The 18,061-nt window shown below is 43.3% G+C and carries 21 protein-coding genes and 3 pseudogenes; 14 read left to right on the top strand and 10 right to left on the bottom strand.

Annotation, left to right across the window (positions count from 1 at the left end; all coding sequences use genetic code 11):
* The first annotated feature begins 225 nt into the window (after positions 1-225).
* The 4 genes from K6984_RS15405 to K6984_RS15420 all read left to right on the top strand — a co-directional run bounded on the left by K6984_RS15405 (position 226) and on the right by K6984_RS15420 (position 3,341).
* Positions 226-1,305 (top strand): 3-deoxy-7-phosphoheptulonate synthase, encoded by a 1,080-nt coding sequence (locus K6984_RS15405; protein WP_221896328.1) that lies wholly within the window; start codon positions 226-228, stop codon positions 1,303-1,305.
* 13 nt (positions 1,306-1,318) lie between these two features.
* The gene (gene thiS / locus K6984_RS15410) at positions 1,319-2,296 is read left to right on the top strand and encodes a sulfur carrier protein ThiS (protein ID WP_221896329.1); all 978 of its coding nucleotides are present in this window, start codon (positions 1,319-1,321) and stop codon (positions 2,294-2,296) included.
* A gap of 63 nt (positions 2,297-2,359) precedes the next feature.
* Positions 2,360-3,019: a tRNA (guanosine(46)-N7)-methyltransferase TrmB gene (gene trmB, locus K6984_RS15415; RefSeq protein ID WP_221896374.1), complete on the top strand. Its 660-nt coding sequence runs from the start codon at positions 2,360-2,362 to the stop codon at positions 3,017-3,019.
* A gap of 139 nt (positions 3,020-3,158) precedes the next feature.
* Positions 3,159-3,341: a hypothetical protein gene (locus tag K6984_RS15420; protein ID WP_221896330.1), complete on the top strand. Its 183-nt coding sequence runs from the start codon at positions 3,159-3,161 to the stop codon at positions 3,339-3,341.
* Between the two features lie 184 nt (positions 3,342-3,525).
* Here K6984_RS15420 and K6984_RS15425 read toward each other — a convergent pair whose 3' ends face one another.
* Positions 3,526-3,963 (bottom strand): transposase, encoded by a 438-nt coding sequence (locus tag K6984_RS15425; protein ID WP_338024525.1) that lies wholly within the window; start codon positions 3,961-3,963, stop codon positions 3,526-3,528.
* Positions 3,964-4,042: 79 nt separating this feature from the next.
* Here K6984_RS15425 and K6984_RS15430 point away from each other — a divergent pair, with 79 nt between their 5' ends.
* Complete coding sequence (locus K6984_RS15430) at positions 4,043-5,449, top strand: transposase (RefSeq protein ID WP_221896332.1); 1,407 nt, start codon at positions 4,043-4,045, stop codon at positions 5,447-5,449.
* On the opposite strand, the gene K6984_RS15435 is transcribed toward K6984_RS15430, so the two are convergent.
* The 5 genes from K6984_RS15435 to K6984_RS33785 all read right to left on the bottom strand — a co-directional run bounded on the left by K6984_RS15435 (position 5,359) and on the right by K6984_RS33785 (position 7,044).
* On the bottom strand, positions 5,359-5,694 hold the full coding sequence (locus tag K6984_RS15435) for a hypothetical protein (RefSeq protein ID WP_221896333.1): 336 nt from the start codon (positions 5,692-5,694) through the stop codon (positions 5,359-5,361). The genes K6984_RS15430 and K6984_RS15435 overlap by 91 nt on opposite strands.
* 85 nt (positions 5,695-5,779) lie before the next feature.
* Positions 5,780-5,911, bottom strand: coding sequence for a hypothetical protein (locus K6984_RS33775; protein WP_263458768.1), 132 nt, complete (start codon positions 5,909-5,911; stop codon positions 5,780-5,782).
* Between the two features lie 27 nt (positions 5,912-5,938).
* Positions 5,939-6,067, bottom strand: a complete 129-nt coding sequence (locus K6984_RS33780) for a hypothetical protein (RefSeq protein ID WP_263458596.1) — start codon at positions 6,065-6,067, stop codon at positions 5,939-5,941.
* Between the two features lie 28 nt (positions 6,068-6,095).
* Positions 6,096-6,656: a hypothetical protein gene (locus tag K6984_RS15440; RefSeq protein WP_221896334.1), complete on the bottom strand. Its 561-nt coding sequence runs from the start codon at positions 6,654-6,656 to the stop codon at positions 6,096-6,098.
* Between the two features lie 259 nt (positions 6,657-6,915).
* Positions 6,916-7,044, bottom strand: coding sequence for a hypothetical protein (locus K6984_RS33785; RefSeq protein WP_263458596.1), 129 nt, complete (start codon positions 7,042-7,044; stop codon positions 6,916-6,918).
* Positions 7,045-7,169: 125 nt separating this feature from the next.
* Here K6984_RS33785 and K6984_RS15445 point away from each other — a divergent pair.
* The 3 genes and pseudogenes from K6984_RS15445 to K6984_RS15455 form a co-directional block, all read left to right on the top strand.
* Positions 7,170-8,573 (top strand): annotated as a pseudogene (locus K6984_RS15445) (IS1634 family transposase); the annotation flags it as partial.
* A 320-nt stretch (positions 8,574-8,893) separates the two neighbouring features.
* Positions 8,894-9,334 (top strand): annotated as a pseudogene (locus K6984_RS15450) (IS1634 family transposase); the annotation flags it as partial.
* A 93-nt stretch (positions 9,335-9,427) separates the two neighbouring features.
* Positions 9,428-10,096 carry a dynamin family protein gene (locus tag K6984_RS15455; protein ID WP_338024526.1) on the top strand — a complete coding sequence of 223 codons (669 nt, stop codon included), beginning with the start codon at positions 9,428-9,430 and terminating at the stop codon, positions 10,094-10,096.
* A gap of 120 nt (positions 10,097-10,216) precedes the next feature.
* Here the strand turns inward: K6984_RS15455 and K6984_RS31170 are convergent, their stop codons facing one another.
* From K6984_RS31170 to K6984_RS15465, 3 genes are read right to left on the bottom strand one after another with little or no spacing between them, the layout of a single operon-like run.
* A complete protein-coding gene (locus tag K6984_RS31170) occupies positions 10,217-10,933 on the bottom strand; it encodes a hypothetical protein (RefSeq protein ID WP_230988114.1) in 717 nt (238 codons plus the stop codon).
* The gene (locus K6984_RS31175; protein WP_230988115.1) at positions 10,894-11,622 is read right to left on the bottom strand and encodes a transposase; all 729 of its coding nucleotides are present in this window, start codon (positions 11,620-11,622) and stop codon (positions 10,894-10,896) included. Before K6984_RS31175 ends, K6984_RS31170 begins: the two co-directional genes overlap by 40 nt.
* 4 nt (positions 11,623-11,626) lie before the next feature.
* Positions 11,627-11,785: a hypothetical protein gene (locus tag K6984_RS15465; protein ID WP_221896337.1), complete on the bottom strand. Its 159-nt coding sequence runs from the start codon at positions 11,783-11,785 to the stop codon at positions 11,627-11,629.
* 305 nt (positions 11,786-12,090) lie between these two features.
* On the opposite strand from K6984_RS15465, the gene K6984_RS15470 reads away from it, so the two are divergent.
* The 3 genes from K6984_RS15470 (at position 12,091) to K6984_RS15480 (ending at position 14,607) form a co-directional block, all read left to right on the top strand.
* Positions 12,091-13,389, top strand: coding sequence for a transposase (locus K6984_RS15470; RefSeq protein ID WP_221896338.1), 1,299 nt, complete (start codon positions 12,091-12,093; stop codon positions 13,387-13,389).
* A 107-nt stretch (positions 13,390-13,496) separates the two neighbouring features.
* Entirely contained in the window at positions 13,497-14,072 is a 576-nt protein-coding gene (locus K6984_RS15475) for a P-loop NTPase family protein (protein ID WP_221896339.1), read from the top strand.
* Positions 14,062-14,607, top strand: coding sequence for a transposase (locus K6984_RS15480; RefSeq protein WP_221896340.1), 546 nt, complete (start codon positions 14,062-14,064; stop codon positions 14,605-14,607). Before K6984_RS15475 ends, K6984_RS15480 begins: the two co-directional genes overlap by 11 nt.
* Positions 14,608-14,615: 8 nt before the next feature.
* Here K6984_RS15480 and K6984_RS15485 read toward each other — a convergent pair whose 3' ends face one another.
* A complete protein-coding gene (locus K6984_RS15485; RefSeq protein ID WP_221896341.1) occupies positions 14,616-14,927 on the bottom strand; it encodes a hypothetical protein in 312 nt (103 codons plus the stop codon).
* 70 nt (positions 14,928-14,997) lie between these two features.
* On the opposite strand from K6984_RS15485, the pseudogene K6984_RS31180 reads away from it, so the two are divergent.
* From K6984_RS31180 to mpl, 3 genes and pseudogenes are all read left to right on the top strand, one after another.
* Positions 14,998-15,928: pseudogene (locus K6984_RS31180) on the top strand (IS3 family transposase); the annotation flags it as partial.
* A 74-nt stretch (positions 15,929-16,002) separates the two neighbouring features.
* Positions 16,003-16,416 carry a hypothetical protein gene (locus K6984_RS15500; protein ID WP_221896343.1) on the top strand — a complete coding sequence of 138 codons (414 nt, stop codon included), beginning with the start codon at positions 16,003-16,005 and terminating at the stop codon, positions 16,414-16,416.
* 37 nt (positions 16,417-16,453) lie between these two features.
* Positions 16,454-17,803, top strand: a complete 1,350-nt coding sequence (gene mpl, locus K6984_RS15505; RefSeq protein WP_221896344.1) for a UDP-N-acetylmuramate:L-alanyl-gamma-D-glutamyl-meso-diaminopimelate ligase — start codon at positions 16,454-16,456, stop codon at positions 17,801-17,803.
* The last annotated feature ends 258 nt before the right edge of the window (positions 17,804-18,061 follow it).

An 18,061-nucleotide genomic window follows, 5' to 3' on the forward strand; every position in this document is an offset into this window, starting at 1 on the left:
TTCAAAACAATGTTACGGATACGCTTGTAGGGCGTGGCTCTAGCCCGCGTGTTTAGAAGCTTCGAATATTGGCTAGCTAAAGACACGCCCTACATCTCACCCTATTTAATGGATATAAAATTATAGCCTTTCCTGTTTTAAAAAGGCAGGCTTATTTACCACTATTTATGTGTTAAAATGCGCGGTCAATTAATTAATCGGTGATAATCGTGTTTCGGATAGCTCATGCAAAGTCAATTTAATACAGATAATTTAAGAATTCGAGAGACCAAAGAGGTGATGGCGCCTGTGCAAACTCATGAAGAGTTACCATTGACCGAAGTGACCGCCAAGACGACCATAGAAGCACGCGCTGCAGTGCATGATATTTTAGTCGGACAAGATGATCGTCTGGTCGTGGTTGTAGGGCCATGTTCTATACACGATACCAAAGCAGCCCTGGATTATGCGCAAAAGCTAAAAGTTGTTAAAGACGAGTTAAAGCAAGACCTGCATATTATTATGCGCGTATATTTTGAAAAGCCCCGCACGACAGTGGGCTGGAAAGGACTGATTAATGACCCTGATTTAGATGATAGCTTTAATATTAATAAAGGCCTGCGTGTTGCCAGGAAATTATTATTAGACTTGAATACACTCGGTGTACCTGCAGCAACAGAATATCTGGATTTAATTACCCCGCAGTATATTTCTGACTTGATCGCCTGGGGCGCGATTGGTGCGCGAACAACTGAAAGTCAGTGTCACAGAGAGCTGGCTTCTGGCCTATCTTGTCCTGTTGGTTTTAAAAATGCAACCGATGGCACAACTGCAATTGCTAACGATGCTATTAAAGCGGCGATGCGACCACATCATTTCTTGTCGGTGACCAGTGCAGGGCATTCTGCTATTTTTTCCACCACGGGTAATGAAGATGCACATATTATCCTGCGTGGCGGTAGTGATGGCCCTAATTATGATGCCGTGAGCGTCGATCAGGTCGCACACAGCATGCAGCAGGCAGATTTAAAAGCAAGTATTATGATTGACTTGAGCCATGCGAATAGTTTAAAGCAATGCCAGCGCCAGTTACTGGTTGCTGAAGATGTGGCAGAGCAAGTAGCCGGTGGTGATCAGCGCATTATGGGCGTTATGATTGAAAGCCATTTAAAATCGGGTCGGCAGGATGTCAGTGTTGGACAATCCTTAGATGATCTGGTCTATGGACAAAGCATTACCGACGGCTGTATAGACTGGGCTGATACCGAGGTGTTGCTAAAGAGTTTAGCTAGTGCGGTACAAAAAAGACGAACTGTAAAAAACTAACAGGAACAAAAGAATGAATGTTTATGTAAATGGCGAATCCAGACAGTATGCAGAAAATATTACCGTGGCAGATATTGTTAGTGATTTAGGTTTAGCCAATAAACGTATTGCTGTTGAATTAAATAAAGAAATCCTGCCTTTTAATCAATACACTGAAACCGGTATTAAAGCAGAAGACAAACTGGAAGTGGTACAGGCAATTGGTGGTGGACAGGACGATAATTTTAGCGTTGCCGGACAACAATATAAATCGCGCTTATTAGTGGGTACGGGTAAATATAAAGATATGCAGGGAACCCGCCTGGCAATTGAAGCAAGTGGCGCGGAAATCGTGACCGTGGCAATCAGGCGCACGAATATTGGCCAGAATCCGGACGAGCCTAATTTATTAGATGTTATTTCGCCTGATAAATATACTATCTTGCCTAATACCGCTGGCTGCTTTACAGCCGATGATGCAGTTAGAACCTGTCGTCTGGCGCGTGAGTTGCTGGGTGGGCATAAGCTGGTCAAGCTGGAAGTTCTGGCAGACCAAAAAACCTTGCTGCCTGAAATAGTTGAAACTCTAGCTGCAGCTGAGTTACTGGTTAAAGATGGTTTTGATGTCATGGTCTATACCAATGACGACCCGATTACTGCCAGGCGCCTGGAAGAAATAGGGTGTGTGGCAGTAATGCCACTTGCTGCTCCTATCGGCTCTGGCCTGGGTGTGCAAAACCCATATAATATTCTGACCATTGTGGAAAATGCCAATGTCCCGATTCTGGTTGATGCAGGTGTTGGTACGGCATCGGATGCGGCAGTTGCAATGGAGTTAGGTTGTGATGGGGTGTTAATGAATACTGCGATTGCGGCAGCGCAGCATCCGGTATTAATGGCATCGGCCATGAAGAAAGGTATTCAGGCGGGTCGAGAAGCCTATCTGGCGGGTCGTATGCCAAGAAAACGCTTTGCTTCTGCATCGTCACCTGTTGATGGCTTGATCGGATAAGTCGTGCAAGTGGACGGACAGGATGCGCCAAGAATAAAGAGCTTTATCCGTCGTATCGGACGTATGACGGCAGCGCAAAAACAGGCGCTGGATACACTCTGGGATAAATACTGTCTGGAGCATGAACGCGTGTGTGATTTTTCCGAAGAATTTGGGCGTACAGCGCCTATCATTCTGGAAATAGGGTTTGGTAATGGCGAGAGCCTGGCAAAAACCGCTATACAAAATCCTGATAAAGACTATGTCGGCATTGAGGTGCATAAGCCCGGCGTCGGAAATTTATTGGCACAACTGGAAAGACAAGAAATAAGGAATGTTAGGGTCTTCTATCATGATGCCATAGAAGTTTTAGAAAACTGTATACCAGCGCATAGCTTGTCTGCTGTGCATTTATTTTTCCCTGACCCCTGGCATAAAAGAAAGCATCATAAAAGGCGCATAGTACGGCCCAGTTTTGTGCATTTAATTGCGCAGAAATTGGTTGTTGGTGGTTATTTTCATGCGGCAACCGACTGGCAGCATTATGCCCAGCATATGTTGAAAATATTAAATGTTGCTGATCAATTCGCTAACCAAAGCCCTGATCAGGGTTATTGCCCCATGCCTGGTTATCGACCTTTAACAAAATTTGAACAAAGAGGTTTGCGCCTGGGGCATGGTGTCTGGGATCTAATATTTAATCTAGAACCCACGGTTGATCGCTCAAATACTATAAGGACCTGAATATTACGCTAATGATCGTAAAATCTGTGCTCATTTGCAGTTTCTAGGTCTAAGCGGCGTTAAGAAAGTAGGGTGATTTTTACAGCTTTTAGACTACAATTTAAATTAACTCAATCTTGGCAATAAAGGCGCGATAAGTATGGAATTTAAAACGCAATTGCATGAATTTTTCCAATGGCGAAAAGACGTTTCCAAGTCGATTGAGATGTATTGTGACTGGCGTGATCGTTATGGCTTAAACGATGCAGAAAGTAGCGAGAGGCTCTTAACCTATCTTCGTCACTTTTATCTCTTCAAGTCATTGATTTATAATTCGCATTAAAAATTCATCGTAAAAATCCCTTTAGAATCAATGGTGTTTTTTTTGAGGGTCTCTGTAGTGCCATCTTAACTTGCTCTGCCCCTTGATTTTCCCCGGTTTTTCACCGATGCTAGTGGTATGTATATTCGAAGAACCAAAACAAAAAGCCTTGAAGACGGCTCAGCTTATTTCACTTACCGCATCATCAGTGTTCCCCTATCAATTGAGGCGGTAAAACTAACCTCGCCACAAGAGAGCTCATAAAGCACTGTAAAGACATTCCTGTTATTATTGCGTTTTGAACTGCCCGAATGGTATACGAGCTGATACGAGATATTCTTGCCTGGAAAAATAATGGATTCACAAAACGATCTCGTTTTTGAGCCTGTTGCTGCCTTATCTCCAGAGCCTCGCTATATTTTTTATCCGATGGATGAATCAATTCTGGCTGTTGTGTTTTTGAAATCTCTTCAAACACGCGCATTAAATTATAGCTCATTGCAGTCAGGCGCATTTGATTTTCAAGTGAGCGGGTATTGGAAGACCAAGCTTTAGTTTCCTTGAAATTACTTTTAGTGTTATTGAATGTCTTTTCAATCGTCCATCGCTTGAAATACAGCATGGCAATGGTTCCAGGGTTAATACTCGATGTTCAAGTTTTTGATATTGAGAAGGTAAAATCAGGTATTCTGAGGTTGTTGTAATTTTATCGGTGTAAGCCCATGTTAATGAATGCCCCAGCCACCTTTATCCAAAGCTATATTGACGATTTAAATGATGCGCTCAATCAGCTAAAACCCGGAGCGGCTTTGACACGTATTCAAGCCGCTTGGTTGGGCGCTTGTTTAACGTGCATACTGCTAATGAACTCTGTTTGCTGGGCTAAGTTTGAGCGAGCAAGCCTTGGAGATTGCAAAGTAGCCGCATTATCCTGGGTGTTTCGTAAAGCAAGTATACCCTGGGACTGGTTGCTACGGGTGAGTGTGGTCTTAATTTTAAAACGTTATGGCATTACTGAAGGTGTGTTGGCCTTTGATGAATCAGACCGAGCACGATCTAAGTCTACAAAACGTATTTATAAAGTTTACAAGCAGAAACACAAAGGCTCCGGCGGGTATGTTAATGGACAAACGATAGTATTATTGCTGCTAGTTACCTCATCCATTACAGTGCCTGTCGGTTTTTTCTTTTATATGCCGGATCCAGCCTTAAAGCCGTGGGATAAAGAAGATAAACGGTTGAAAAAGAGCGGTATAGCAAAAAAAGATCGGCCTATTAAGCCTGAACGTGACAGTGCCTACCCGACCAAAACAGAGATTGCATTAGGCTTATTAAAAGAGTTTAAAGTTGCGCATAGCCTTATTAAAATTAAAGGCGTACTGGCTGATGCGCTGTATGGTGAAAAAGCCTTTATGGACGAAGCCGCTAAAGAATCTGGAGGCTCGCAGGTGATTAGCCAATTACGTAAAAACCAAAATATTGAATATAGAGGTAGAATAAGGTCAGTCGAGAGCTACTTTAATTCGATTAACAAAGGCATTGATCAGATAATACGTGTACGTGGCGGAAAAGAGATTAAAGTGACTGTCAGCAGTGCACGATTAAAGGTGAGTTCACACAGTAAAAAACGCTTTGTCATTGCCTTAAAATATGACGGTGAAAACGACTATCGCTATTTAGTGGCGACAGACCTGACTTGGCGCACACAAGATATTATTCAAGCCTATACGTTGAGATGGCTGATTGAGGTTTTCTTTGAGGACTGGAAGCTTTATGAAGGATGGGGGCGTGAGGCCAAACAATTAGATGAAGAGGGATCAAGCCGTGGCCTGATTCTGAGTCTTTTGTTTGACCATTGCCTTCTCCTTCACCCAGAGCAAATAGCCCGCATTGAAAGCAAACTACCTGCGTATACCGTAGGAAGCTTACAGCGCAAGTCTCAAATGGATGTACTGCTTGAGTTCATCACGTCATTGCTAGAGTTTCCAGATCCTGGTGATAAGCTGAAAGAGTTAGGTGAATTAATAAAGGATGTGTTTCAACTGATGCCATCAGGAAAACATATGATTGGCAGAGATTTAGGGCGCTTAGAGCCAACACCATCATTAAAGTATTGTTCTGCTGGGTGAAGGTAAGAGTTTGATGGCAATGGGATGGAAAAACTTGAACATCGAGTAATAGTCATTGGCAAGGTTGTCACAAACCGGTGAAGTTTTCCGGTTTCTGGATCACGGTAATCCACCACGTTAAATTTGATGCCCTTGTTTTCGTACACACTGTATGCTTCAACCCCTGTATTGATCTCATGGCGGGAGTCAAAAGGGATAGACTCAACCAGAGTCGCAATTGAATTTTCTTTTAGCATTGAAATCATGTAATTAGCATGTCGTTTCTGCCGATCCCACCAGACAAAGTCGGTGACGGCTTTATCGTAGACATAGAGATGTTTCTGAGAGCTGTTATTTCCCTCGCTGGAAATCCTGGAAACGGAGCTTTAGCGAAGTGAAGATTTTTAGTCCGCGATAGCCGTAGGGCCGTTGTTTTGTCGGAGTCTGAGCGTTAGCGAAGGTGGAGACAAAATAAAAGGCCATCCGACACGGCGTCAAGTCATTTGGAGCCTATGTTCCGACCCCTTGTTGGGTCGGGACGAGGTGACGAGGACGAATCGGGGCCGCCGGAGGCATAAGTGGTCGCGTTAAGTTTTTGCTGCTTGCTTGGGCTGGGATGCCCAAAACAAGCTTTCGCAAAAATAGCGACTCCCCGATGTTTTGCTTTTCAATATGATCTCGTAACACAGGTATTTCTTGATGCCTCTGAGTTCCGTTTGTCACCAGACAAAGAAATCTGAGCAACCCACTTCTGAGATTCAACGCGTAAATCCCCCCCGGTCGCATAAACTTTCCCCTTGCTGTTTTTTTCAGTATGGCAGGTATGATCAATAAAATGTCCATCCGCTGCTTCTATGGTGTATTCGTCAAGTTCTGGGAATGCTTTAAGATAATCAATGCCTTGCGATAGCAGTGTTTCAGCGTGAAGATGATAGCTCTGCTGTTCAAATGCCTCAAGCATACTTGTTCGTCTATGCGACTTCAGTGATTTAAAATACGTTGAGTGGGGAAGCAGCTGGCCATAAATCTGTTCATTGGTTTGGAGGAAATGGCGACCACTATCGACTACACTGATACAGCGTAATAACCCAAGGCGAATAAAGTCGATATCCTTCAACTCTGGGCATGAACGAGCCCACAAAGGATGACGCTCTGCTAACAGGGCACGTTCCATACTTTCATTGCAGTGTTGGTGAATATGTTCAGAGAGTGGTAGGTCTTTAAGCATGGGTGATATCCGTTTATGAGGTGATTAAAACGGAAATTTTTAGAAAAATTTTTTCGGAAAATGCAAGCTTTATTTGAAATTATTTGTTGTTTTTTTACGGTGCCTACAGACGCTGAAAATCAGGGAAACGGAGCCTAAGCGAAGTGATGATTTTTAGTCCGCGATAGCCGTAGGGCCGTTATTTTGTCGGAGTCTGAGCGTTAGCGAAGGTGGAGACAAAATAAAAGGCCATCCGACACGGCGTCAAGTCATTTGGAGCCTATGTTCCGACCCCTTGTTGGGTCGGGACGAGGTGACGAGGACGAATCGGGGCCGCCGGAGGCATAAGTGGTCGCGTTAAGTTTTTGCTGCTTGCTTGGGCTGGGATGCCCAAAACAAGCTTTCGCAAAAATAGCGACTCCCCAAGTGTCTATTTGCTGTTATAAGTGATTAAAATCAAAAAGATGGAAATATTCGGGTGGTGCTACCTTCAGGTAGGTTATAGGCTGCTTTGTTTATGTACTTCTTCTTTCAATGGGAACATTGATGTACCGCATTGTAGAATCTGTGCGTATAGGAAAACAAGTCAAGCAACGTACATTGCTCAATATAGGTGCGGACGTTACGATTGATAAAAAGTACTGGCCCTTGCTGACGGCCAGAATCGAACAATTACAGCAAGGTTTGGAACCACATCAGGAAGAGCTATTCAATTTAGCCGATGATTTAAATCAACTTCTGGAAGCAACAGCCCAGCGCTATAGCTCACTGATGACTGCAAAACTGTCACAACCGCTAGATTCAAAAACAACAACGCGAGATTTTCATCATGTCGATATTAATCATGTCGAAGCCATTAATGCCCGTAGTATTGGTGTTGAAACCCTGGCACTGCATGCCGCACAGCAGTTACAGCTAGACGAAAAACTCATGGCGCTGGGCTTTAATAAAGTAGATACGGCGACGGCCCTGGGCACTATCATAGGACGTATGGTTTCACCCGGCAGTGAACTGCAAACACATGACTGGTTGCAAAATCAAACAGGCCTGGGCGAATTACTGGGTCATGACTACGGTAACACCAGCCTGACGCGATTATATACAGTCAGTGACAAGCTACTCAAACATCAGGCAACTCTTGAATATTTTCTGGCTGACCGAGAGCAGACGTTGTTCAATTTAAACCGCAAGATTGTATTGTACGATCTGACCAATACTTATTTTGAAGGCCAGTGCGCCCGAAACCCGAAAGCGAAATTCGGTCGCTCTAAAGAGAAACGCACTGATTGCCCGTTGGTTACTCTGGGGCTGGTTCTGGATGGTGACGGCTTTCCATTGAGTAGTCAGGTTTTTCCCGGCAACGCCAGTGAGCCCGCGACCTTGAAACTGATGCTTGACGAACTTCGAGACAAGGATCCCTTTCATCAAATAAAGCCGGTGGTTATCATGGATGCCGGCATTGCCAGCGCTGACAATATTGCCTGGTTAATCGAACAAGATTATCATTATCTCGTTGTCAGTCGAGAACAACATGTAAAAAACCCAAGAGATCAGAAAACTCCGGTAGCGGTCAGGGATACCCGGGACAGCAATGTTGTTGTTTATCGTGAAGTTGATCAAGAAACCGAGGAAACCCGACTCTATTGTCATTCAGAACAAAAAGCAAAAAAAGAACAAGGTATCCGTAATCGCTTCCATGCTCGTCTGGAAGAGGCCCTAGAAAAACTGCACACAGGTCTGAGCAAAAAAGGCACCCTTAAAAAATACGACAAAATACTGGAACGTATCGGACGACTACGTGAAAAACATAGCCGTGTTGCTGCAGATTACACCATTAACGTTATCGCGGATGACAAAAAAAACAAAGCCATCGGTATAGAATGGCAACGTAAACCTGAAAGTGACCAAAAAGATAAGCACTGTGGTGTTTACTGCCTAACCCATCTTCGTCACTTTCATCTTTCTAAGCCATTGATTCATCGGTTTAAGCGATTTTTTGTCGAAAAATTCTCTTTAAAATCAATGGTGTTTTTTTTGAAAGTTTTGTAGTGCCATTTATATTATTTTTGTCGATAAATTCATTGACTTTTGTCAAAAAAATCATCATTATTTGAGTGTAATTTACATGCGACAAAAATACTCTAAAAAATCCAACGTTTTATACAAAAACACAAAATCTGTAGTGCCAACTGGCTACTTTTTAAAATTTCAACCAATTGATTTATAACAACTACATCATCAATAGTGACGAAGATGGGCTAAGAACGAATATCCCTGACTGGTCGGAAGAACAGTTATGGCTAACCTATACCATGCTGACTGAGATTGAAGCGACCTTTAGAAGCCTGAAAACCGAGCTAGGCTTGCGCCCTGTCTATCACAAAAAAGAAGAGCGGGTTACCGGACACCTATTCATCACATTATTAGCTTACCACCTGGTACATGTACTGCGTTATCAACTTAGATTGCAGGACATCCATCTAAGCTGGGAAAGCATTCGCAACAGGATGTCGACCCAGCAACGCATGACCATTACTTTACCCACGGATAACGATACAATCATTCACCTGCGAACCACAAGCAAAGCAGAAACCAGACAAAAACAAATATACACTGCGTTGAATATTAACCCCGACCCGATTGGAAAAGTTAAAACGATCGTTGATATGAAACCTGTAGTGCCAACTGGGGCCGATTGAAAATTTAACTCATTGAAATAATGGGAAATTGACTGTATATGTCACGAAGATAGGTTAAATATACTTAATGCCTTACGTACAGAGCGTATTACCCTGGCTTTTGCAGCAGAAGTTTCGCGGGGTAAGACGGAATTGATTAATGCCTTGTTTTTTACTGACATGGGCATAAGACTGTTACCTGCAGCGACAGAACGGACAACGATGTGTCCTACCGAGCTGTTTTATAATGGCGAGAGTTGTTATATACGTTTGCTAGATATAGAAACTCGGCTTGAAAGTACGTCATTAGTGGAGTATCTGGCAAATGTCGCTAGCTGGAAGCAGGTTGAGCTGGATTATAATTCGCCCAATCAAAGTCAGGCGGCGTTTAAAGAGTTGCTTGCAGTTAAAAAAGTGCCTAAAGAGCATGCGGTCAAGCTGAGTTTGTGGAATGAGAGGGAGGCGAGCGAGCTTGGTTTGCTGGATGCTGAAGAAGTAGAGATACCTTGCTGGCGCTATGCTTCGATCAGCCTCCCTCATCCATTGTTAAAGCAAGGCTTATGTATTCTGGATACGCCGGGGCTTAGTGCGCTAGGTGTGGAGCCTGAGTTAACCTTAAATATATTATCCCGTGCCGAAGCTATTATCTTTGTGCTAGCCGCTGATAGAGGTGTTACCAAGAGCGACTTAATAGTTTGGCGTAGCTTTGTTAACAGGGCGCGTGGACGTGTTAAGGTTAAGCCTGTAGTCATCAGTGTTCCCATTGAAAGAAGAAGTACCTAAACAAAGCAGCCTATAACCTACCTGAAGGTAGCACCACTCGAATATTTCCATATTTTTGATTTTAATCACTTATACTCGATGTTCAAGTTTTTCCATCCCATTGCCATCAAACTCTTACCTTCACCCAGCAGAACAATACTTTAATGATGGTGTTGGCCCTAAGCGCCCTAAATCTCTGCCAATCATATGTTTTCCTGATGGCATCAGTTGAAACACATCCTTTATTAATTCACCTAACTCTTTCAGCTTATCACCAGGATCTGGAAACTCTAGCAATGACGTGATGAACTCAAGCAGTACATCCATTTGAGAATTGCGCTGTAAGCTTCCTAGGGTATACGCAGGTAGTTTGCTTTCAATGCGGGCTATTTGCTCTGGGTGAAGGAGAAGGCAATGGTCAAACAAAAGACTCAGAATCAGGCCACGGCTTGATCCCTCTTCATCTAATTGTTTGGCCTCACGCACCCATCCTTCATAAAGCTTCCAGTCCTCAAAGAAAACCTCAATCAGCCATCTCAACGTATAGGCTTGAATAATATCTTGTGTGCGCCAAGTCAGGGCTGTCGCCACTAAATAGCGATAGTCGTTTTCACCGTCATATTTTAAGGCAATGACAAAGCGTTTTTTACTGTGAGAACTCACCTTCAATCGTGCACTGCTGACAGTCACTTTAATCTCTTTGCCGCCACGTACATGTATTATCTGATCAATGCCTTTGTTAATCGAATTAAAGTAGCTCTCGACTGACCTTATTCTACCTCTATATTCAATATTTTGGTTTTTACGTAATTGGCTAATCACCTGCGAGCCTCCAGATTCTTTAGCGGCTTCGTCCATAAAGGCTTTTCACCATATAGCGCATCAGCCAGTACGCCTTTAATTTTAATAAGGCTATGCGCAACTTTAAACTCTTTTAATAAGCCTAATGCAATCTCTGTTTTGGTCGGGTAGGCACTGTCACGTTCAGGCTTAATAGGCCGATCTTTTTTTGCTATACCGCTCTTTTTCAACCGTTTATCTTCTTTATCCCACTGCTTTAAGGCTGGATCCGGCATATAAAAGAAAAAACCGACAGGCACTGTAATGGATGAGGTAACTAGCAGCAATAATACTATCGTTTGTCCATTAACATACCCGCCGGAGCCTTTGTGTTTCTGCTTGTAAACCTTATAAATACGTTTTGTAGACTTAGATCGTGCTCGGTCTGATTCATCAAAGGCCAACACACCTTCAGTAATGCCATAACGTTTTAAAATTAAGACCACACTCACCCGTAGCAACCAGTCCCAGGGTATACTTGCTTTACGAAACACCCAGGATAATGCGGCTACTTTGCAATCTCCAAGGCTTGCTCGCTCAAACTTAGCCCAGCAAACAGAGTTCATTAGCAGTATGCCCGTTAAACAAGCGCCCAACCAAGCGGCTTGAATCCGTGTCAAAGCGGCTCCGGGTTTTAGCTGATTGAGCGCATCATTTAAATCGTCAATATAGCTTTGGATAAAGGTGGCTGGGGCATTCATTAACATGGGCTTACACCGATAAAATTACAACAACCTCCGCTGTCAGCCCCGGACGGGCTGATAGTCTCCAGAAGGCGCAGGGAAATTTGCCAATCCGAAGTGCGCGATAGCGCGCGAGGGAGGCTAAAATTTTATCCCGAATAGCCGTAGAGCCATTTGTGGTAGCCATGACTGAGCTGCTTTGTGCTCAGTCTGTGGCGGACGCAGGGCGGCTGGAGCATCTCCTATTCGCTGCGTAGGTGAACGAATTACGGCGACAGGAGTCCCGGAATTTCGTGAGGTAGCATGGCGCGCCTGAGAATACCTGATTTTACCTTCTCAATATCAAAAACTTGAACATCGAGTTATAACAGCAAATAGACACTCTGTAGGCACCGTAAAAAAACAACAAATAATTTCAAATAAAGCTTGCATTTGCCGAAAAAATTTTTCTAAAAATTTCCGTTTTAATCACCTCATAAACGGATATCACCCATGCTTAAAGACCTACCACTCTCTGAACATATTCACCAACACTGCAATGAAAGTATGGAACGTGCCCTGTTAGCAGAGCGTCATCCTTTGTGGGCTCGTTCATGCCCAGAGTTGAAGGATATCGACTTTATTCGCCTTGGGTTATTACGCTGTATCAGTGTAGTCGATAGTGGTCGCCATTTCCTCCAAACCAATGAACAGATTTATGGCCAGCTGCTTCCCCACTCAACGTATTTTAAATCACTGAAGTCGCATAGACGAACAAGTATGCTTGAGGCATTTGAACAGCAGAGCTATCATCTTCACGCTGAAACACTGCTATCGCAAGGCATTGATTATCTTAAAGCATTCCCGGAACTTGACGAATACACCATAGAAGCAGCGGATGGACATTTTATTGATCATACCTGCCATACTGAAAAAAACAGCAAGGGGAAAGTTTATGCGGCCGGGGGGATTTACGCGTTGAATCTCAGAAGTGGGTTGCTCAGATTCCTTTGTCTGGTGACAAACGGAACTCAGAGACATCAAGAAATACCTGTGTTACGAGATCATATTGAAAAGCAAAACAAGGGAAATAACAGCTCTCAGAAACATCTCTATGTCTACGATAAAGCCGTCACCGACTTTGTCTGGTGGGATCGGCAGAAACGACATGCTAATTACATGATTTCAATGCTAAAAGAAAATTCAATTGCGACTCTGGTTGAGTCTATCCCTTTTGACTCCCGCCATGAGATCAATACAGGGGTTGAAGCATACAGTGTGTACGAAAACAAGGGCATCAAATTTAACGTGGTGGATTACCGTGATCCAGAAACCGGAAAACTTCACCGGTTTGTGACAACCTTGCCAATGACTATTAACCCTGGAACCATTGCCATGCTGTATTTCAAGCGATGGACGATTGAAAAGACATTCAATAACACTAAAAGTAATTTCAAGGAAACTAAAGCTTGGTCTTCCAATACCCGCTCACTTGAAAATCAAATGCGCCTGACTGCAATGAGCTATAATTTAATGCGCGTGTTTGAAGAGATTTCAAAAACACAACAGCCAGAATTGATTCATCCATCGGATAAAAAATATAGCGAGGCTCTGGAGATAAGGCAGCAACAGGCTCAAAAACGAGATCGTTTTGTGAATCCATTATTTTTCCAGGCAAGAATATCTCGTATCAGCTCGTATACCATTCGGGCAGTTCAAAACGCAATAATAACAGGAATGTCTTTACAGTGCTTTATGAGCTCTCTTGTGGCGAGGTTAGTTTCACGGCCTCAATTGATAGGGGAACACTGATGCCTGTAGTCGTTATAAATAAGATTGATACTCTCTGGGATGAATTGCTGGGGAGTGCTGAATGATTGCACAGCATATCCGTAAATCGGCTGAGTGCCTGGCGTTAAGTGAGCCCGCTTATTTTCCCTGTCTCTGCGAAGCAGGCATTAATTGCAAAAATCAAGGCTGATGCCGCTTTGCTGAAAAAAAGCCGTATAACAAACCTGGCAACTTATTTGTCGGATAATATTATATTGCCGCGACGGAAGGCATTTCAGCAAGCGCTGACAAAGAATATTGGCTTTTTACTTAATGCATCATTACGGCATAGTGAAGCTAAATACAAAGGTGCTCTAGAGCAACTGGAAGAATTTAAGAAAATAGATTGTGATAATGCCGAGTTGATGGAGAGATTGCTGGCTGAAACCCGTGAGCGTCAGCAAAGTTATTTGCTAAATGTGGGAAACTTTCAGGCGAGCGTCCAGGTTTTTGCTATTCAGGCTAGAGCTTTAGTAGATTCATTATCGACAGCGAGAGTTGATGCAGTCATTCAGCGTAGCAAGGACGAGTTAACTAAAAGCCTGACAACTTATCGTATGAAGCAAAAAATTCAAATATTATTTGAAGATATACGTGATGTATTGCAAGACGCTGTTGATACCCCCCCCCGTGTCAGGACAGTTTTCGCCTTATTTGAAAAATAATGACTCAAACAAGGGGCGGAAAAATAAAACCATGACAACTCAATACCCAAAAGAAAGAAAAGATGCCATCATTAACAAAATGCTTCCCCCCTTAAATATGAGCGTACCTGAATTAGCTAAGGCCGAAAATATTCCTTACGGAACGCTGTATACGTGGAAGCAAACTTATGTTGATAAGAAGTGCAAAAACACTAAAAACACAAGCCATTCTCCTATACAGTGGACATCCGAGAAAAAATTATCAGCCATTATAGAAACAAGTACCCTGAGCGAGCAAGAGTGTAATGAATATTGTCGTACACATGGGCTTTATAAAGCTGAGCTTGAGTCCTGGAAGACCCATTTTATTAAAGGATCAGAGCAAAACGTGACGCAAGAAAAAACAGATAAAAACGTATTAAAACAATTACGTAGTGAAAACAAAAAATTAAAGAAAGAGCTTAATCGCAAAGAGAAAGCACTTGCAGAAACAGCGGCCTTATTGGTGCTTAGAAAAAAGCTGGATGCGCTCTGGGAGGAAAACGAGGACGCTTAATTCCTCACTCAGAGCGCGTAAATTATGTCACATGGATCAATGAAGCTATTGAACAAGGTGCCAGAAAGGGCAAAGTCTGTAATATTGTTGGTATCAACATTCGTACCTTCGCTGAAAATCATGGAAACGGAGCTTAGCGAAGTGGTGATTTTTAGTCCCTGATAGGCGACAGGGCAATTCGCTGATTCGACGTGTGCTAGCAGCACGCGAGAGGAGCAAGAATTGCATTCCGAATAGCCGTCCAGCCAGTGAGGAAGTAATGACGAAGCGGCTTTTGTGCGTAGTCGTTGCGGACGCAGGGCGTTCAGGGCATCTCCCATCCGCTGCGTAGGTGAGCGAATTATGGCGACAGGAGTCCCGGAATTTCGTGAGGTAGCATGGCGCGCCTGACAAAACTGGCAAGTTAACGGAGGAGTAGAGGCCGATAGAAGGTCGGATGCCATACGCCCATCTCCTAATAATAAATTAAGCGAATATGAGCAACTTGCTATTTTAATGACCTGTAATGAGGACGAGTATGCCAATTTACCACCGAGTCAAATCGTCCCTATCCTGGCAGACAAAGGCATCTACATTGCCTCCGAATCATCATTTTATCGAGTGTTGCATAAAGCAGAACAAGTCACACATAGAGGGCGGGCTAAAGAGCGCAAAAACACCTCCAAGCCAACGAGTTATATCGCAGAAAAAGCGAACCAGGTATGGACGTGGGATATCAGCTACATGCCAACACCCATTCGTGGGTCAGTTCTACTATTTATATATGATAGAGGACATTTATAGCCGAAAAATAGTCGGGGCTGAAGTGTATGAACAAGAAAGTGGCGAAGATGCCGCTACACTACTTGAGCGTAGCCTATTAAAGGAAAAAATGATGTATAACCCATTGGTGCTCCATTCTGATAATGGCGCACCAATGAAATCACTCACCTTGCGCAGCAAAATGTATGATTTAAACTTAACCAGCTCATACAGCCGCCCACGAGTGAGTAATGACAACCCTTATTCTGAAGCTTTGTTTAGAACGGTAAAGTATTGTCCTGACTGGCCTGGCAGTGGCTTTGATAGTCTTGATGAAGCCCGAGAATGGGTAGGTAACTTTGTCGAATGGTATAACAACGAGCACTGGCACAGCAAAATAAAATTCGTCACACCTGCGGAACGACATGAAGGAAAAGACAAAAATATTCTTGAAATGCGAGATAAATTATATCTCCAGAAGAAAAAAGAAAAACCTTCCAGATGGTCTGGCTCAACCAGAAACTGGGATGCTACAGGGCCAGTTTCATTAAATCCTGACAGGACTGATGAAGCGGCTTAAATAATTTAGGCGAAAACTATCTTGAAAAACACCGGATTCAGAAAACATTTGCCAGTGAATATGGCTTTAAGAACGTGGAGCCAAAATTATTTAGTATGAGTGAATACCAGTTTCAGTTAGAACATATACTGGAAGAAGGCGAGCTGTTTCGTTCCAGCACCAAAACAACCATGACTGAACAAACAATTGTTATTAAAAAGCTTTATAGTTTGATAATCTCCAGTGTTCGTGAGGTATTTCATCAAGCACATCAAGATGCGAACCAATGGAGCAAGAGCGTGCTTTTACCTTTGAGGCAGCAGATTAAAGAGCATAAAAAGCAAATAGATAGCCGCTTGCATATGTTGCGGAAAATTAGCGGTTCAAAAGAAGGCGTTGCAGAAAATGTCGCATTTCTTGAAATGCAGTTAGTGCCATTAGTAAAGCAATACACAGAATTGCAGGCGATTATTAGTGCAATTAAAATTGATGGCTATACTGAGCATTAGGCTGAATTAAGTTCGTACGATTACACAGGAGCGCCTTGTGCATATTCATATTTTAGGTATTTGCGGTACGTTTATGGGCGGGCTTGCCTTGATTGCCAGGGAATTAGGCCATACGGTCAGCGGTTCCGACCAGAATGTATACCCACCAATGAGCACTCAGTTAGCTGAACAAGGTATTCAGCTTATGCAGGGCTACAAAGCTGAAAATCTAGAGATAAAACCAGATTTAGTGGTGATTGGCAACGCCATGTCGCGGGGTAACCCCGAGGTCGAAGCGGTACTAAACCTAGGGCTAAAATATACTTCAGGCCCGCAATGGCTAGCTGAATATGTGTTACAGGGTAAATGGGTGTTGGCGGTTGCAGGCACACATGGGAAGACGACGACCAGCAGTATGCTCGCATGGATTCTGGAGTATCAGGGCTTTAACCCCGGGTTTTTAATCGGTGGTATTCCGATGAATTTTGGTATTTCAGCGCGCTCAGGGAGCTCTGATTTTTTTGTGATTGAAGCGGATGAATATGATTCTGCTTTTTTTGATAAGCGTTCAAAGTTCGTGCACTATCGCCCACGTACAACGGTATTAAATAATCTGGAATTTGATCATGCAGATATTTTTGATGATTTAGATGCCATTAAGCGGCAGTTTCATCACCTGATTAGAACCGTCCCGGGTGAGGGCCTGATTATCTGCCCTGCAGCTGATGCAAACATACAGGATACTTTGGCTATGGGCTGCTGGACACCGGTGCAATTAACTGCAATTAATCAGGATGCAGCATGGCAGGTGGAATTACTGGAAGATGATGGTAGTCAGTTTGTCATTAAATTTAACCAGCAAACCCAGGGCCAGGTGGTATGGCAATTAACCGGCCAGCATAATGTTTATAATGCATTGGCTGCAATTGCCTCTGCACGGCATATAGGCATATTGCCTGCTGATGCAATTGCAGCATTAACAAGGTTTAAAAATGTTAAACGGCGCATGGAGGTGATTGCTGAAATTAAGGGCGTGACCGTCTATGATGATTTTGCACATCATCCTACTGCTATTCAGATGACGTTAGAGGGCCTGCGCAAGCATGTGGGGGCGGAGAAAATTATTGCTGTGGTTGATCCACGTTCAAATACCATGCGGATGGGTGTGCATCGAGAAGTACTGGCTGAATCTCTTATGCTGGCCGACCGTACGCTTATCTATCAGCCTGAAGAGCTAGACTGGGACTTAACCGCGCTACAAACAGCGGAAAATAATATAAAGATTTGCACGTCTATCGATGCAATTATGCACGAACTTCAGCAGGAAGTAGCGCCTAATAGCCATTTTCTAATGATGAGCAACGGAAGCTTTGGCGGTATTTATCAGCGCTTACAAGCAGAGCTATAGACCGGGGGAATCAAGGGGTCAGCCAGCTTGATTCCTCAGGAAGCACTAAAGTCCTTAAAGTTAAATAACTGAAGTTTCCCAATTATTGAGTAGCTGAAATACACAATGCTGGTGTATCGAGGTTTATTTTAGGTGGTTTTGCCATGTTTATAGCAAACCCCTACTTAATTCCCCTTAGGCAATAGCATTTGAAACGAATGAAAAGACTGTTTTTTTCATATAGTTGTAGCATAGTTTCAATTTTACCATAAATAATTA

Source organism: Bathymodiolus japonicus methanotrophic gill symbiont (assembly GCF_019721995.1).
In the GTDB taxonomy this organism is placed as follows: Bacteria; Pseudomonadota; Gammaproteobacteria; order Methylococcales; family Methylomonadaceae; genus Methyloprofundus.